The sequence below is a fragment of the Lysinibacillus sp. FSL K6-1151 genome (assembly GCF_038630755.1).
Lineage (GTDB): Bacteria > Bacillota > Bacilli > Bacillales_A > Planococcaceae > Lysinibacillus > Lysinibacillus fusiformis_D.
The window spans coordinates 1,141,695-1,156,157 of sequence record NZ_CP152040.1 but is presented as its reverse complement, the minus strand read 5'-3'; the positions used below and the strand labels follow the sequence as shown (position 1 = coordinate 1,156,157).

Annotated in this window: 16 protein-coding genes and 1 pseudogene; 3 read left to right on the top strand and 14 right to left on the bottom strand. The window is 39.1% G+C overall.

Features of this window, described 5'->3' with window-relative positions:
- Positions 1-244 precede the first annotated feature (244 nt).
- The 5 genes from dapA to MHI04_RS05400 all read right to left on the bottom strand — a co-directional run bounded on the left by dapA (position 245) and on the right by MHI04_RS05400 (position 3,914).
- Entirely contained in the window at positions 245-1,144 is a 900-nt protein-coding gene (dapA, locus tag MHI04_RS05420) for a 4-hydroxy-tetrahydrodipicolinate synthase (protein WP_036121331.1), read from the bottom strand.
- 13 nt (positions 1,145-1,157) lie between these two features.
- Positions 1,158-2,195, bottom strand: a complete 1,038-nt coding sequence (locus MHI04_RS05415) for an aspartate-semialdehyde dehydrogenase (RefSeq protein ID WP_058843933.1) — start codon at positions 2,193-2,195, stop codon at positions 1,158-1,160.
- 82 nt (positions 2,196-2,277) lie between these two features.
- On the bottom strand, positions 2,278-2,868 hold the full coding sequence (locus tag MHI04_RS05410) for a dipicolinate synthase subunit B (protein ID WP_089932009.1): 591 nt from the start codon (positions 2,866-2,868) through the stop codon (positions 2,278-2,280).
- Positions 2,862-3,641, bottom strand: coding sequence for an NAD(P)-dependent oxidoreductase (locus MHI04_RS05405; RefSeq protein ID WP_036121339.1), 780 nt, complete (start codon positions 3,639-3,641; stop codon positions 2,862-2,864). Before MHI04_RS05405 ends, MHI04_RS05410 begins: the two co-directional genes overlap by 7 nt.
- Positions 3,642-3,650: 9 nt before the next feature.
- Positions 3,651-3,914 (bottom strand): sporulation protein, YlmC/YmxH family, encoded by a 264-nt coding sequence (locus tag MHI04_RS05400; RefSeq protein ID WP_036121342.1) that lies wholly within the window; start codon positions 3,912-3,914, stop codon positions 3,651-3,653.
- Positions 3,915-4,055: 141 nt separating this feature from the next.
- Here MHI04_RS05400 and MHI04_RS05395 point away from each other — a divergent pair.
- From MHI04_RS05395 to MHI04_RS05385, 3 genes and pseudogenes are all read left to right on the top strand, one after another.
- Positions 4,056-4,419 (top strand): annotated as a pseudogene (locus MHI04_RS05395) (GntR family transcriptional regulator).
- Positions 4,420-4,560: 141 nt separating this feature from the next.
- Positions 4,561-4,818, top strand: a complete 258-nt coding sequence (locus tag MHI04_RS05390) for a hypothetical protein (protein ID WP_271912523.1) — start codon at positions 4,561-4,563, stop codon at positions 4,816-4,818.
- Positions 4,819-4,820: 2 nt separating this feature from the next.
- Complete coding sequence (locus MHI04_RS05385; RefSeq protein WP_271912522.1) at positions 4,821-5,072, top strand: hypothetical protein; 252 nt, start codon at positions 4,821-4,823, stop codon at positions 5,070-5,072.
- 215 nt (positions 5,073-5,287) lie between these two features.
- On the opposite strand, the gene MHI04_RS05380 is transcribed toward MHI04_RS05385, so the two are convergent.
- The 9 genes from MHI04_RS05380 to rpsO form a co-directional block, all read right to left on the bottom strand.
- Positions 5,288-5,782 carry a pyridoxamine 5'-phosphate oxidase family protein gene (locus tag MHI04_RS05380; RefSeq protein ID WP_036121345.1) on the bottom strand — a complete coding sequence of 165 codons (495 nt, stop codon included), beginning with the start codon at positions 5,780-5,782 and terminating at the stop codon, positions 5,288-5,290.
- Between the two features lie 11 nt (positions 5,783-5,793).
- Positions 5,794-6,576: an ABC transporter ATP-binding protein gene (locus MHI04_RS05375; RefSeq protein WP_089932007.1), complete on the bottom strand. Its 783-nt coding sequence runs from the start codon at positions 6,574-6,576 to the stop codon at positions 5,794-5,796.
- Positions 6,576-7,568 (bottom strand): iron ABC transporter permease, encoded by a 993-nt coding sequence (locus tag MHI04_RS05370; RefSeq protein ID WP_036121351.1) that lies wholly within the window; start codon positions 7,566-7,568, stop codon positions 6,576-6,578. Before MHI04_RS05370 ends, MHI04_RS05375 begins: the two co-directional genes overlap by 1 nt.
- A 17-nt stretch (positions 7,569-7,585) precedes the next feature.
- Positions 7,586-8,581, bottom strand: coding sequence for an ABC transporter substrate-binding protein (locus tag MHI04_RS05365; RefSeq protein ID WP_058843934.1), 996 nt, complete (start codon positions 8,579-8,581; stop codon positions 7,586-7,588).
- A 73-nt stretch (positions 8,582-8,654) separates the two neighbouring features.
- Positions 8,655-8,840, bottom strand: coding sequence for a hypothetical protein (locus MHI04_RS05360; protein ID WP_197412998.1), 186 nt, complete (start codon positions 8,838-8,840; stop codon positions 8,655-8,657).
- Between the two features lie 517 nt (positions 8,841-9,357).
- On the bottom strand, positions 9,358-10,581 hold the full coding sequence (locus MHI04_RS05355) for a pitrilysin family protein (protein WP_141903482.1): 1,224 nt from the start codon (positions 10,579-10,581) through the stop codon (positions 9,358-9,360).
- A gap of 91 nt (positions 10,582-10,672) precedes the next feature.
- The gene (gene pnp / locus MHI04_RS05350) at positions 10,673-12,787 is read right to left on the bottom strand and encodes a polyribonucleotide nucleotidyltransferase (protein WP_036121371.1); all 2,115 of its coding nucleotides are present in this window, start codon (positions 12,785-12,787) and stop codon (positions 10,673-10,675) included.
- Between the two features lie 384 nt (positions 12,788-13,171).
- A complete protein-coding gene (locus MHI04_RS05345; RefSeq protein ID WP_036121376.1) occupies positions 13,172-13,687 on the bottom strand; it encodes a DoxX family protein in 516 nt (171 codons plus the stop codon).
- 458 nt (positions 13,688-14,145) lie between these two features.
- On the bottom strand, positions 14,146-14,415 hold the full coding sequence (rpsO, locus tag MHI04_RS05340; protein WP_036121378.1) for a 30S ribosomal protein S15: 270 nt from the start codon (positions 14,413-14,415) through the stop codon (positions 14,146-14,148).
- Between the last annotated feature and the right edge of the window lie 48 nt (positions 14,416-14,463).

Here is a 14,463-nt window from a genome sequence, read left to right as displayed (position 1 = left end):
CCCGAACAGCAACCACTTAACATTTATTATACGGTTTGCAAAGCTTTTGCACAAATTAAAAATACATGTTTCACGTAGGAAATAGATTTTCTTATGATTTGCTGATTGCTAGTAGATGGAAAAACAAATATTGGATACCTTGTACGAATAGAGTCAATCAAGTATTTTTAAGGATGAAAAGTGATGAATGGATGTTTATAGCATACAAAAACGAGGCCGATAGAGTTATCAGCCTCGTTGCTCATTATCGAAAATTTTTCGCTTTTTCTTGGTACGTATCCCAAATTCGGTCAAAGTTCTCTTTTTCTTTATCTGTCATTTCCATCATTGGCAGACGTACATTGAGTGTATCAAAGCCTAACTTTGTCATCGCATATTTAATAGGCGATGGGTTCGGTTGAGCGAACAGCGCACGTACTAAAGGTAATAATGCTCGGTGAATTTTGGCTGCTAGCTTATGATTTCCTTCTTCAAACGCTTTAATCATTAATTGCATATCATTGCCTACAACATGGGCTGCTACAGAAATAACGCCTGCTCCGCCTATGGCCATTAACGGTAATGTTAAACCATCATCCCCACTATACACTAAGAAGTCATCATCTGGATCAATGTTCTCTATAACATCTCCCATCTGATCTAAGTTACCGCTCGCTTCTTTAATCCAAGCAATGTTTGGAATCTTGCTTAAAGCAACAGAAGTTTCATAGGCAACATTGACACCTGTACGCCCAGGGACATTATAGAGCATAACAGGTAGACTTGTTTGTTTAGCGATGGTTTCAAAGTGAGCGAAAATACCACGTTGATTCGGCTTATTATAATATGGAGCTACAAGCATAATACCGTCTGCTCCATTTTCTTCTGCTTTATGAGTCATCGCTATCGAGTAGGCTGTTTCATTGTCCCCTGTACCTGCAATAACCGGTACGCGTCCTGCTACTTTCTCCACTGTAAAGCGCACAACTTCGATTTTTTCCTCAGTAGACATTGTTGGGTTTTCAGAAGTCGTACCACAGGCAACGATACAGTCTGTACCGTTGTCTATCAAATGATTAATAATACGTTCTAGTTCTGGATAATTAATCGTGCCATCATCTTTGAACGGCGTAATCATAGCCGTCCCAATTCGACCTAAATTCATCCTTACACCCCTCTTATAGTAAGTTATCCTCAAGCATTGCTTCTGCAATTTGGATAGAGTTTAATGCGGCGCCTTTTAATAAATTGTCAGAAACGATCCATAGATGGAATCCTTTATTGTTGTCTAAATCTTGACGGATACGTCCTACAAAAGTAGCGTCTTCCCCTTCTGCATAAATAGGCATTGGGTAAGTTTGTGTTGCAATATCATCTTGTAATACTACACCTGGTGCATTGCGTAATACGTCAAAAATCTCTTGGATTGACGCTTCTTTCTCTACCTCAATATAAACAGATTCAGAGTGACCTGAAACGACTGGAACACGAACGCAAGTAGCAGCTACTTTGAGCTCTGGTGCATGCATGATTTTTTTCGTCTCATTAATCATTTTCATTTCTTCGTATGTAAATCCATTATCTGTGAATTTATCGATTTGTGGAATGACATTGCGTGCTATTGGGTAATGACGTTTATCACTACCAGACGGCAAAATAGTTGCTTCTACATCTTTACCTGCTTCCCAATTTGCGCTCTGTGCCTTTAATTCTTGAATAGCAGAAATACCCGCTCCTGAAACGGCTTGATATGTTGAAACGATTACTTTCGTTAAACCAAATGCTTTACGAATTGGCTCAAGTGCAGCCACCATTTGAATTGTAGAGCAGTTCGGATTCGCAATAATCCCTTTATGCTTCGCTAAGTCGCCTCGATTCACTTCAGGTACGACAAGCGGTACCTCTGGATCCATACGGAAATGGCTCGTATTATCAATAACTACTGCACCACGCTTAGCTGCCTCTGGTGCAAGCACAGCTGATACTGACCCACCAGCTGAGAATAAAGCGACATTGACGCCTTCGAAAGCTTCAGGTGTCGCTTCTTCAATTGTATATGTTTGACCATTAAATTCGATTGATTTTCCCGCTGAACGAGCAGAGGCTAGAAATTTAATATGCCCAATCGGAAATTTACGTTTAATTAATTGCTCCATCATTTTCGAACCTACTGCTCCTGTTGCCCCAACAACCGCAACTGTTAACTGCTTTGTCATCTGTCATCTCTCCTTGAATACATGTTCCATAATGTGTGCTATTGTATCACAAAAATACTGAAAATTGTGTGTAATCTATGATTTATTTGAAATATTGTATCAACAGCGGTTGTAATTGCTTTTTCTGCGTAATTGCTGCATGAACAGTATCCACCATTTGATCAAAATCAGCAATTAAAGAATTCGGTTTGGAGAGGGGGGCATCCTGACCAAAAGGAATAAAATAAATATTTTTGGCATTCAACAGCTTCATAATGTTTATACCATTTAAACCAAGTGCATCATTTGTTGAAATACCTAATACAACAGGTGATCCATTACGCAATGTTGCCTTCGCTGCCATTAATACGGGACTATCTGTTGCTGCATTCGCAAACTTACTTATGCTATTGCCCGTCATTGGCGCAATCACCATTGCATCTAATGGATTGGATGGACCAAATGGTTCCGCCTCTTTTATAGAAGAAATAACCTTTTCTCCTGTTAATGCTTCTATTTTGGCAATCCACTCCTCTCCAGTACCAAAGCGAGTAGCCGCATGTAAAACGGAGTGAGTAATAATTGGCACAACCGTTGCTCCGACATCAATGAAATTTTGAATTTTAGGTATGACATCTTCATACGTACAATGTGAGGCTGTAATACCTAGCCCAATTCGTTTCCCCGTTAACAATCTTCTTCCTCCTCTATTGCCTTGCACAAGATTGTAGCAGCGTCATGTGCAAAGTATTTCCCAGGCAATGATGGCAATAGTACATACGTTTGTAATTGCTCCGCATCTATATCTAAACAGCCTGGCTCTGAGGCCAAATCATATAAAACTGCTGGAACATGCTCTATAAATGATTCTGTAATCCATTTTGCTGGAATTGTATTGATGAAAATATCATCCGTAATAGACCATCGACGATCATCTAAATTCGTAGCTTTATAGCCATATGCTTTTGCCTCGCTCACTTGTACAACAGAACGTGCAACAATGTGGACGTTCGCCCCCATCTTAACTAGTAAAGAGGCGAGCATTTTGGCGATGCGTCCAAAGCCTGCGATTGTAAAATTTTGTCCGTAAATACATTTTTGCTCGAGTCCGTAAAACGTGGCGATAAATCCCTCCGCTGTTAACCGAGCATTTTGCCATATAAACGATTCTTGCTGCAAATAGCAAATGGATTCATTTTTCTCTAGTAATTGCTTCCAATGCATCGTTAATCGGCCTGTATAAAATTTAACTTGTGATATTCCATAGAGCTGCTCAACTTCTATTTTTAATGGAAGAATTGGTAGGATAATTTTATTTGGTTGGTATTCTAAAACCAGTTTATTTAACTCCTCGTTCCAAACGGTCGTTCTTTTATAAAACACTGTTCTCGATGGACTTCTTAGCATTGTCGCTAATTCCTTTAATCGTGAGTCCTCACCGATAACAAGCCATTTTTCGTTTTCCAAAAGCTCACCTCACTGTAAATATTCTGACTGTACTGAAGATGTTTTATTAAATAAAATCCGATCTTCACCAATTAAGATAATTTCGTGCCAAGGTATCATTTCACTAACTTTCATTTTCTTTTTTTGGAATGGTAGTTTATCTTTCACAATTTCAAAGCCATGTATTTTCCCTGTTTGCACATCTAATAGGCATTCTGTATGTGCCAAGATGCCAAAATGTACGCCACCCTCAATTTGAATTAACTCCTTATCCACCATCTCAGATAGTAGCATGCCTCATCTCCCTCCTTGTGCCATTACCTCAATATATGCGAGTTTTTGCAAATCGTGCCCCCTACCAAAAGTAGGAATGTGTTGCATTTCCATCGACATCTGTACATAGTGTATATACACCGTTATAACGGGTGAGGATTTGTGCATATCCATTTAAGTAATGCCAGTGATAAACCTCACGATACAGCTCAAAGAGGGCATTCTAGCGAATAAATTACATGCAGGTGATGCACTATCATCTATCCGTGCTCTAGCAAAGGATTTAAAGGTCAGTGTCATGACGACCAAACGTGCATACACCGATATAGAGCGAGACGGCTTCATCAAAACAGTTGCAGGCAAAGGGAGCTTTGTTACAGAGCGCAATCAAGATTTTCTACGCAAGGAACTTCTGCGACAGCTTGAGGAGCATTTGCAAAAGGCCGTAAAAATAGCGAAAGCAGCCGGTCTTTCTAATGAAAAATTGCAGGAACTCCTATCTTTAATAGTAGAGGTGGACAATTAAGAGGAATGCCATTGAGATTCATGATTTACATAAGGTCTTTGAAGGCTTTTCTTTAAAAGATGTAAGCTTTTCAGTCCCTCAAGGAACCGTGTAGGCTTTATCTGAGAAAATGGAGCTGGAAAATCCACAACCATTAAATGCATGCTGAACTTACTAAAAAAAGAATATGGCGAAATATTGCTTTTTAATAAAGATCATGTCGAACATGAACTATCGATAAAAAACGACAGCGGAGTCGTATTTGACGATTTACACGTACCAGAAACGCTAAATGCGACGCAGCTCGACAAAATCATGAGAAAAATATTCCAAACGTGGGATTCAGGCTATTATTTTGAACGATTAGCTCAATTTAATGTCCCAAAGAGGAAGAAGATCAAGGAACTATCAAGAGTATGAGGATGAAGCTGTCAATTGCATTAGCATTGTCACATCATCCAAAATTATTGATTTTAGATGAACCAACAAGTGGATTCGATCCTATCATTCGGGCTGAAATTTTGGATTTATTTTTAGCATTGATGCAGGATGAAACACATAGCATTTTATTTTCTTCCTATATTACAAGCGATTTAGAAAAAAATGCTGACTATATTAAGTTGATTCATAAAGGTGAAATTTTATTGAGCGAAAGTAAGGATGCCCTCTTATGATTATGGGATTTTCAAAGGGAATAGTGAGGAAGTAAGGGATTTGCCAGAGCATGCGATTGTGAGAAGACGTCAGGGAGCGTTTGGAATCGAGGCTTTAGCACTTAAACATGAAGGAAATGAGGCTTTCAGGCTTGAAAAACCTTAAATGGCTTCATTTATATACGACGCGAGAAATTTGCTAATCACCATCAAAAAATAGGCTGCCTATTGGCAACCTATTTTTTATCAATTACAACATGGATTAATGTGTCATTGGCAATATCAATCGTAAAGGCTTTGCCAAATCCAACTACATAGCGTCCGTCTAGAGGTGTTAATTCAAATAATGAGAAATCGAGTGAACGTAACATTTCCATCATTTTTGCATTAAATAGTTGATCGAAGGCAGCAAAAATCTCCTCATGACCTTCATTTCCTAAATTTTTAGGCTGACATTGCCAGCGTGCTCGCTCTGTGGCAAATGGATTGGCTGTCACAGCTTCATCTGCTACACAAATTAAATCGACTACTTCTGACTGCTCCATTAACTGGTAATGTTCGGCAATACGACTAATATACACATAAAATTTCCCATTCAAACGTATAAAAGGCGTTGTACTACTAAAAGGCTTGCCTTCCCCATCTACAAAGCTTAATACACAATTTTTTTTACCTTGAATAAATGCTTCATAGTTTTGTTTTACTTGTTCAATATCAATTGCTTTTGGCATGCTGTTTCCTCCTATACTTTGACCGTATTTTTTAATTGAATCCGTGGGGCATTATCCCATGTGACATATTGAATTTCTGCTTCCATACGATAAATTTGTTGGATCATTTGCTCCGTCATGACCTCATCCGGTGTACCCATTTGTGCTCGTAAGCCGTCCTTTACAACAACGATTTGATCGCTATAGCTAGAGGCTTGGTTTAAATCATGGAGCACCATCACAACAGTCATGCCCATATCACGATTAAGCTCTCGCACTAATTCTAGCACTTCATGCTGATGGGCAATATCTAAGAAGGTCGTGGGCTCATCCAATAATAGCACTTGGGGCCGTTGTGCCAATGCCATTGCAATCCACGCACGTTGCGCCTCTCCACCAGATAAAGCGGCAATAGGCTTTTCTTTATAATGTGAGAGGTAGGTTTTTTCCAATGCCCAATCAATTATGGCCTCGTCCTCTGCATTGAGACGCTCAAACCATTTTTTATGTGGATAACGACCATAGGCGACTAAATTTTTGACGGAAATATCGCTCGGTGCTTGATTTTGTTGACTCAGCATACACATTTTGCGTGCGATTTCCTTTGAGGATAATTGACGCATATTTACACCATCAAATAGGATGGTTCCTGCATGATACGGCTGCATCCGTGCGATCGCCTTTAAAATCGTTGACTTACCGGAGCCATTCGGTCCAATAATGGATAAAATTTCGCCCTGTTTCACTTCAAATGAAAAATTATGGACAACTTCCTTTTGTTCATAGCTGATGGATAGCTGATCAATTGTTAACATTAGAACGCCCTCTTTCTCATTAAATATAAGAAGTAAGGTCCACCGAGAACAGCCATTAAAATACCTGCTGGAATATCAAGTGGTGCAAATAATGTCCGTCCACCCGTATCGGCAATCAATAAGACAATAGCTCCCATAGCCATACTCATAGGCAACATGTACTTATAATCGGAGCCAACTAGTAGCCTAGCCATATGCGGGACGATTAATCCAACAAAGCCAATCATGCCAACTGCTGCAACCGAAATTGCTGCTAGAAAAACAGCTAAAATAGATAACATAATACGAATACGGGTCACACTTTCTCCTAAATTGGTTGCGACCTGATCGCCTAAACGAATAATATTAGCTTTTCGAATGGCAAAAATGGATAGAATCCAGCCGATAATGGCATACACATAAATCATATGCAGTGATGCATTTCCTTTTGCTGCAAGACTACCATTCATCCATTGCACAGCTGATGGTAAACGATCACTGTAAAGAATGGATAAGAATCCAATGACTCCACCACACAATGCATTTACGGCTACCCCTGATAAAATAATGGTGATGGGTGTAATGCCTGTACGTCTCCATGCAAGAGCATATACTATGGCTGCTGCAATTAAGCCACCAACAAAAGCTGCAAGCGGAATCAAATGCGTTAGCTCTGGATTAGCTAAAAGAATAAGTAACACAAAGGCCGCTGCCCCACTCGTTACCCCTGTTAACCCAGGATCGGCTAATGGATTGCCCATAACTGCCTGCAATAAGGCACCCGAAATGGCGATACTAGCACCAATAATTAATGCGAGCAGCACGCGCGGTAGGCGAATATCCCAGATGATGGTTGTATAAACACCCTCTTGATCACGTCCATTGATCAGGGTAGATAAAATATCAGGTACGGAAATATGAACACTGCCTAACCCGATCGCTACAATGGCTGCTAAAATCGTTACCACAAAGGTCGTGATAATAATCATGCGACTTCTTGCTGTATGAATCATACCTCTACCTCACGAACTTATTTATAAAAATAATCTGCAATTGTTGTTAGTGCTTTCTCAGCATTTGTAATGGATGTGACACCGAATGTACTATAATCAAGCATATAGATTTTGTCATTTTTATAGGCTGATAATTGTTGCCATGCACTATTCTTTTTAATCTCTTGTTTAAATTTATCTTCATTTGCTCCATGATCACCTGATGCTAAAACAAAAACGATGTCCGGATCAGCTACAACAATATCTTCTAAATTCATTGGCGAATACGTTGATTCTGCTTTTAGTACCGATTTCGCAATATTGTCTGCACCTAATCGTTCTACTAAGCTTCCTAAGTAGGATTGGTCGTTCATTACCATAAAGGAATCAGATGTACCGATGACAAGCATCACAGATGGTAATTCTTTTCCTTGTGCTTTCTCTTCCAATTCTTTTTCTTTTGCTACGAGATTTTGTAAAACCTCATTCATTTTTTCTTCTTTACCAAAGTACGTACCGAGCACTTTAAAGCTTAATTTTAAGTCTTCATATGAATCCGTTGGTAAATAAGCTGTCGGTAAATTCATTCCCTGTAGTGCTTGATCAAGTGAGCTTTGTAATGATGATGCCCCAAGGATTAAGTCTGTTTGTAAGCTTGAAATAACCTCTAAATCGGGCGACATTGGCGAGCCGATTTTTGTAATAGAATCAAAGTCTGCTGGGATAGGGTTTGTCGATGTTGGCACTCCTACTGGTGTGATGTCCAAAAGATGTAACATTTCTGTTAAAGGCACCGATGTCGTGACAATTTTTTCTGGTGCTGTTGTTGGGAAGCTTGCTAATGCCTTTTGGAATGCTTCCTCATCGACACCATCTTGAAATGCATCCTCTTGCACATCAGCTGTATCTGCTGTTTCTTGTTGTGTTGTTGCTTCTTCTTTTATTTCTTTGTCAGTACTCTTTTCTTCCTGATCTGCACAACCAGCTAGCGCTAGTGATAATGTCAGGGTACTGACAGCAAGCCATTTTTTCATAAGATAAATATCCTCCAATTTAAATGCGAATGATTTTCAATATCATTCATACTATCAAAGTTAATTGAGAATTTCAATGCTTAATTGAGAAGAAAATAAACATTAAAAAAGGAGAACTTTGAAAATATTCAAAGTTCTCCTCATGTTGTTGAAAAAAGATCATGTCAAAGGCAGAAAAAGCAACTTTGCAAGGAGAAGGGGTGATTTCCGTTCCGCCAGCGTCCTTTCCAGGGGGCGTCCGATGAGCCGCTTCACTCACTTACGTGTGCTCCAGGGTCTCATCTGTGACGCTAAATCCCCTAGGAGTGACGCTGGCTCCACTCCAATCAACCATTCTGCAAAGTGTCTTTACTTTTTTTCATAGTAATATAGCGATTAAATAGCCCATTATTTTTAGAGGGAATAAGCTCTTATTTTCAATATGGAGAGGTGATGTGTGACAACACTTCTCCATAAAGAGTAGTGAAGACCTTCGCCTTATTTGAAAACCTTTGCTAAAAAGGTAATACTTTTGTAGGTTGGAGTGGAGGCTACTTGACTCCCGTGGGATAACGAGACAGGCGAGCCTCTAAACGGAGTGATAGCGGAGGAGGCGGCTCGGGGCGCTCGCCCACAGGAAAGCAAGTAGCCTGCAACGGAAATCCATTTCTACCTTTCAATTGACTGTTTTGTTTTTCAACACTAAAAGGAGAACCTTGGAAATATTCAAAGTTCTCCTTTTTACTATAATGAATAAATTGTTATAACTTGGATAATTAGTATCATTTTAAGCTCTTTTATTCGCTTGGGCCAATAATCGAGATAGCTGGTTCGGCTTTTAAAATTTTGGCAATTAGTCGATCTACTGACTCCATGGATACAGCATCTATAGATGCAAGTACCTCGTCTACAGTACGATGCTTACGATGCACCAGCTCACTTGTCCCATTGCGATTCATACGGGCCCCCGTGCCTTCTAAACCAAGGACAAAGCTACCTTTCAGCTGCTCTTTTGCATTATCAAGCTCTTCTGCTGTGATGCCACCAGCGACAATGTCCAGTAAAGTAGCATCAATGGTATGCTGAAGCTGAGCTAATTGCTGGCGACTAGTACTACCATAAATCGTAAACGCGCCAACATCGGCATAACAGGATTGGTAGGAAAAAATAGAATAAGCTAACCCACGTTCCTCTCGTACTTCTTGAAATAATCGAGAACTCATATTGCCCCCAATAATGCTATTCAGTGCAATAAAACTATACATATCTGGATCTTTCACACCAATTGCTGGATATGAAATCGCAAGATGTGCTTGCTCGGTATCACGAATTTTCGTCATTTCTCCTGGATAAAATGCAGGATTTGTCAGTACAGGCGCAATCGCTTGTGGAGAAGGTTGGTAGTGTCCAAATAAATCTTCAATTGTTTGCATAAGCTGAGCTGAAATATTACCCGCAATGGATATAACAACAGATTCTGGACCATAATGTTTGTCCATATAATGTCGTATGGCGTCAGCCGTAAAAGTCTTTAATGTCTCAGCAGTTCCTAGTATCGGACGACCAAGTGCATCATTCGGATACATGACACTCCACAGTTTTTCATGAACATCATCATCAGGCGCATCTTCACTCATTAATATTTCTTCTAATACCACTTGTCGCTCTTTTTCTAATTCTTCTTCCGCAAACGTAGAATGAAAAAACATATCTGCTAGTATTGTGACAGCAAGCTCTGCATGATGATCTAAAACTTTTGCATAATAACATGTATTTTCTTTCGATGTGAACGCATTTAACTCTCCGCCAATTCGATCAAATTCTTCAGCAATTTGACGGGCTGAGCGAGTTGTTGTTCCTTTAAATAACATATGTTCAATAAAATGTGTGATGCCATTTTCTTCTGGTAGCTCATAGCGAGAACCTGCATTCACAAAAATACCTAATGCAACAGACCTCACATGATCTATATGCTCTGATACTAGCCGAACACCATTTTGACATGTATGTACTTGAACCAAAAAATCTCCCCCAATTATAAAAATTCTCTACTAGTCTTTTTGCTACTATTTAAAAAGGCTGCGCAATCATACGCAGCCTTTGGAATCATTATTATTTTTCTTGTTCAGCGCGTTCTTTTTCCTCTTGTATTACTACTTTACGAGATAAATTCACACGACCTTGCTTGTCAATTTCAATAACCTTCACAAGTAATTGATCGCCAAGTTTTAAGACATCTTCCACTTGCTTTGTACGTTCCTCTTGAATTTCGGAAATGTGTAGCAAACCATCTTTTCCTGGGAAGATCTCACAAAATGCACCGAATTTTTCAATACGTTTCACAGTCGATAAGTAATATTCCCCTACTTTTGCTTCCCGTACGATATCTTCAATAATTTGTTTTGCACGTGCATTCATTTCCTCATTTGCAGAAGAAATGTAGATTGTACCATCTTGTTCTGTATCAATCTTAACGCCTGTCTCTTCAATAATTTTGTTAATTTGTTTACCACCAGGTCCAATCACATCACGAATTTTATCTGGATTAATTTTCACGATGACAATTTTCGGTGCAAATTCAGACAATTTTTCACGAGGTTCAGCAAGTGTTGCAAGCATTGACTCTAGAATATGCATACGACCAACTTTCGCTTGTGTCAGTGCTTCTTCTAAAATATTGCGAGATAAACCGTCGATTTTAATATCCATTTGTAGTGCTGTTACACCTTTAGCTGTACCAGCAACTTTAAAGTCCATATCACCTAAATGGTCTTCCATCCCTTGAATATCCGTTAAAATGGAATAGTGCTCGCCTTTTTTGATAAGACCCATTGCAATACCTGCAACTGGTGCTTTTAATGGTACACCTGCATCCATCATGGCTAATGTAGATGCACAGATAGAAGCTTGTGAAGTGGATCCGTTTGATTCAAGTACTTCAGATACACAACGAATTGTATATGGGAAAGCCGATTCATCTGGAATAACAGCTTCAAGCGCACGCTCACCTAACGCACCATGACCAATTTCACGACGGCCTGGACCACGGATTGGACCTGTTTCCCCTACAGAGAATTGAGGGAAGTTGTAATGGTGCATAAAGCGTTTTGATTCTTCTACACCTAAGCCATCAATAATTTGTACATCACCTAGCGCCCCTAGTGTACAAATAGATAGGGCTTGTGTTTGTCCACGTGTAAATAGACCAGAACCGTGTGTACGTTGTAATAAGCCTGTTTCAGAAGAAAGTGGTCGAATTTCGTCGAGCTTACGACCATCTGGGCGAATCTTATCTTCCGTGATTTGACGACGCACTTCTTCTTTTACCATTTTATCAAGAATGTTATACACTTGTTTCATTGTTTCATCGTCGGCTTCTTGCTCTTCATAGGAAGCGATAACACGATCTTTTACAGCTTGAATGGCCTCATCACGCGCATGCTTCTCCGCAGTTTGAATCGCATCATGCATATCAGTCTCACAAGCTGCTTTTATATCGGCTTGAATCGCTTCGTCAATCTCAAATAATGTCACTGGTAACTTTTCTTTACCTACCTCTGCCACAATTTGTTCTTGGAAAGCAATGATTTTTTTGATTTCTTCATGACCGAACATAATAGCTTCTAACATGATTTCTTCTGGCACTTCAAGTGCGCCCGCTTCAACCATGTTGATGGCATCTTTGTTGCCTGCTACAGATAAATGAATTGTTGAGTGTTTCGATTGCTCCACTGTCGGGTTAACGATGAATTCTCCGTCAATATAACCTACTTGTACACCAGCTATTGGTCCATCAAATGGAATATCAGAAATAGCTAACGCTAATGATGAACCTACCATCGCTGCCATTTCAGATGTACAGTCAGGATCATTGGACATAACCATCGAAATGACTTGTACCTCGTTACGGAAACCATCTGGGAACATCGGACGAATTGGACGGTCGATTAAACGGCTTGCTAAAATCGCCTTTTCAGATGGACGCCCTTCACGCTTAATAAAGCCGCCAGGAATTTTACCTGCAGCATATAGACGTTCTTCATAGTTAACTGTTAATGGGAAGAAATCAAGTGGTTTTGGTGATTTTGACATTGTTGCTGTGGCAAGTACAGAAGTATCGCCATAGCGTACTAATGCGGCTCCGTTTGCTTGTTTTGCTAACTGTCCAACTTCAATTACAAGTGGACGGCCAGCCCATTCATAGGAATAGACTTTCTTTTCGTTCATTCAATGAACCCCTCTCTATTATAAAAACACTTACTTCGTCTGTATGTACTAATAGTAAGTGTACCAAAAATGCTTGTTCTATGCTAAATAATATTTCATGAAATAATCATACATTTAAATTCAGTTATTGCCAATTTATTTAAGATTTATTTCTATATTTTATTGAAAAAGCATTTTTTACATTGGTATACGGATTTTCAATGGATTCCTACCAAAAGGTACAAGCTTAAATATCAATTTATGATAACATTGCGCTCATCATACAACATCTTATCAGTATAAAGAAAGTCACATAGCAAGTAAAGCTAAAACAAAAATAGAGGTACTATCAATCATACCCTGTAACGATTTGCTACAGGGTATTTGATTTTATGAAATCGTAAGTTATGTAGTTTTCGTCATGGAGTGCATTGTATTTTTTTCTAGCTTCATTTTTTTGCTTATGATAGGCATTACGAAGCGATCAAGTCCAAATTTCCCAGCATTATAGCCTGCCACAACGATAAAGATCGCCAGTAGAATATCAAATGGATTACTAGAAATCGTACCAGCTAGCAAGAAGGCAAAATTCATAACCATTCCAAAAAATGCTGCATATGTAGTTAAGCACCCTAGTATTAAGCCAAGACCGACAAGGAATTCTCCCCAAGGAATGACCACATTAAATATTTCAGCATTTGGTAAGGCAAATGACTCTATAAATTTTACATATGTAGGATATACCACTTTTTCTCCACTCATGACAGGATTCTCTGATGCAAATGTTAAAAACCCTGAGGCATCAAATCCATTCGTCAATTTACTCCAACCTGCTGTCAGCCAATGCCAGCCCAAGTAAATACGCACGGCTGTTAGAATAGCAGCAACAATGTTATTCTCTCTTAAAAATGTATTAAACATTAACCAATCCCTACTCTCTATTTTTTACTTTTCACAACGGTCTTCAATAAATCTATAGAGATCAGCTATTCTCCACACTTGCACCCTGTTGTCCTTCGTAGATTGTGAACATTTTATAAATGACTATTCATTCGTAAACGAAAAAACAACCACTATTCAATTCGTTCAATGCATTGAGCAGCAACAAAGATAGACTATCGCATAGTTTTTGAATTTGGTTGCGAAATGTGATTAGAATATACCATCCTTTTCAACCATACTAAATTGTTTTGGTGATTCGTTCATCGTTGTGTAATAAAGTTATGGCTTATTGTTGAACAACATAAAATAATAGACGAGAATAAACCTGCATTATGAACAATACGCTGCATATATGTCGCAAGTTTCAACCATAAAAAAAGACTGTAGACAAACTAAAATTTGTCTACAGTCTAATACAGCTATACTTGCGCTTTGAATTAGCGACGTAAGCCTAAACGGTTGATTAGTTCACGGTAACGTTGTACGTCTGTTTCACGAAGATATTTTAATAAGTGACGACGACGACCTACCATTTTAAGAAGACCACGCTCAGAGTGGAAATCTTTTTTGTGTGTACGTAAGTGAGCATTTAGAGCGTTGATTTCCTCTGTTAATACTGCAACTTGTACTTCTGGTGAACCAGTGTCACTTTCGTGAGTACGGTACTCAGCGATAATTTCGTTTTTACGTTCTTTTGTAATAGCCATTTGAATGGACCTCCTAAAATATAATGAATCCCCATTAGCACAGTAAAC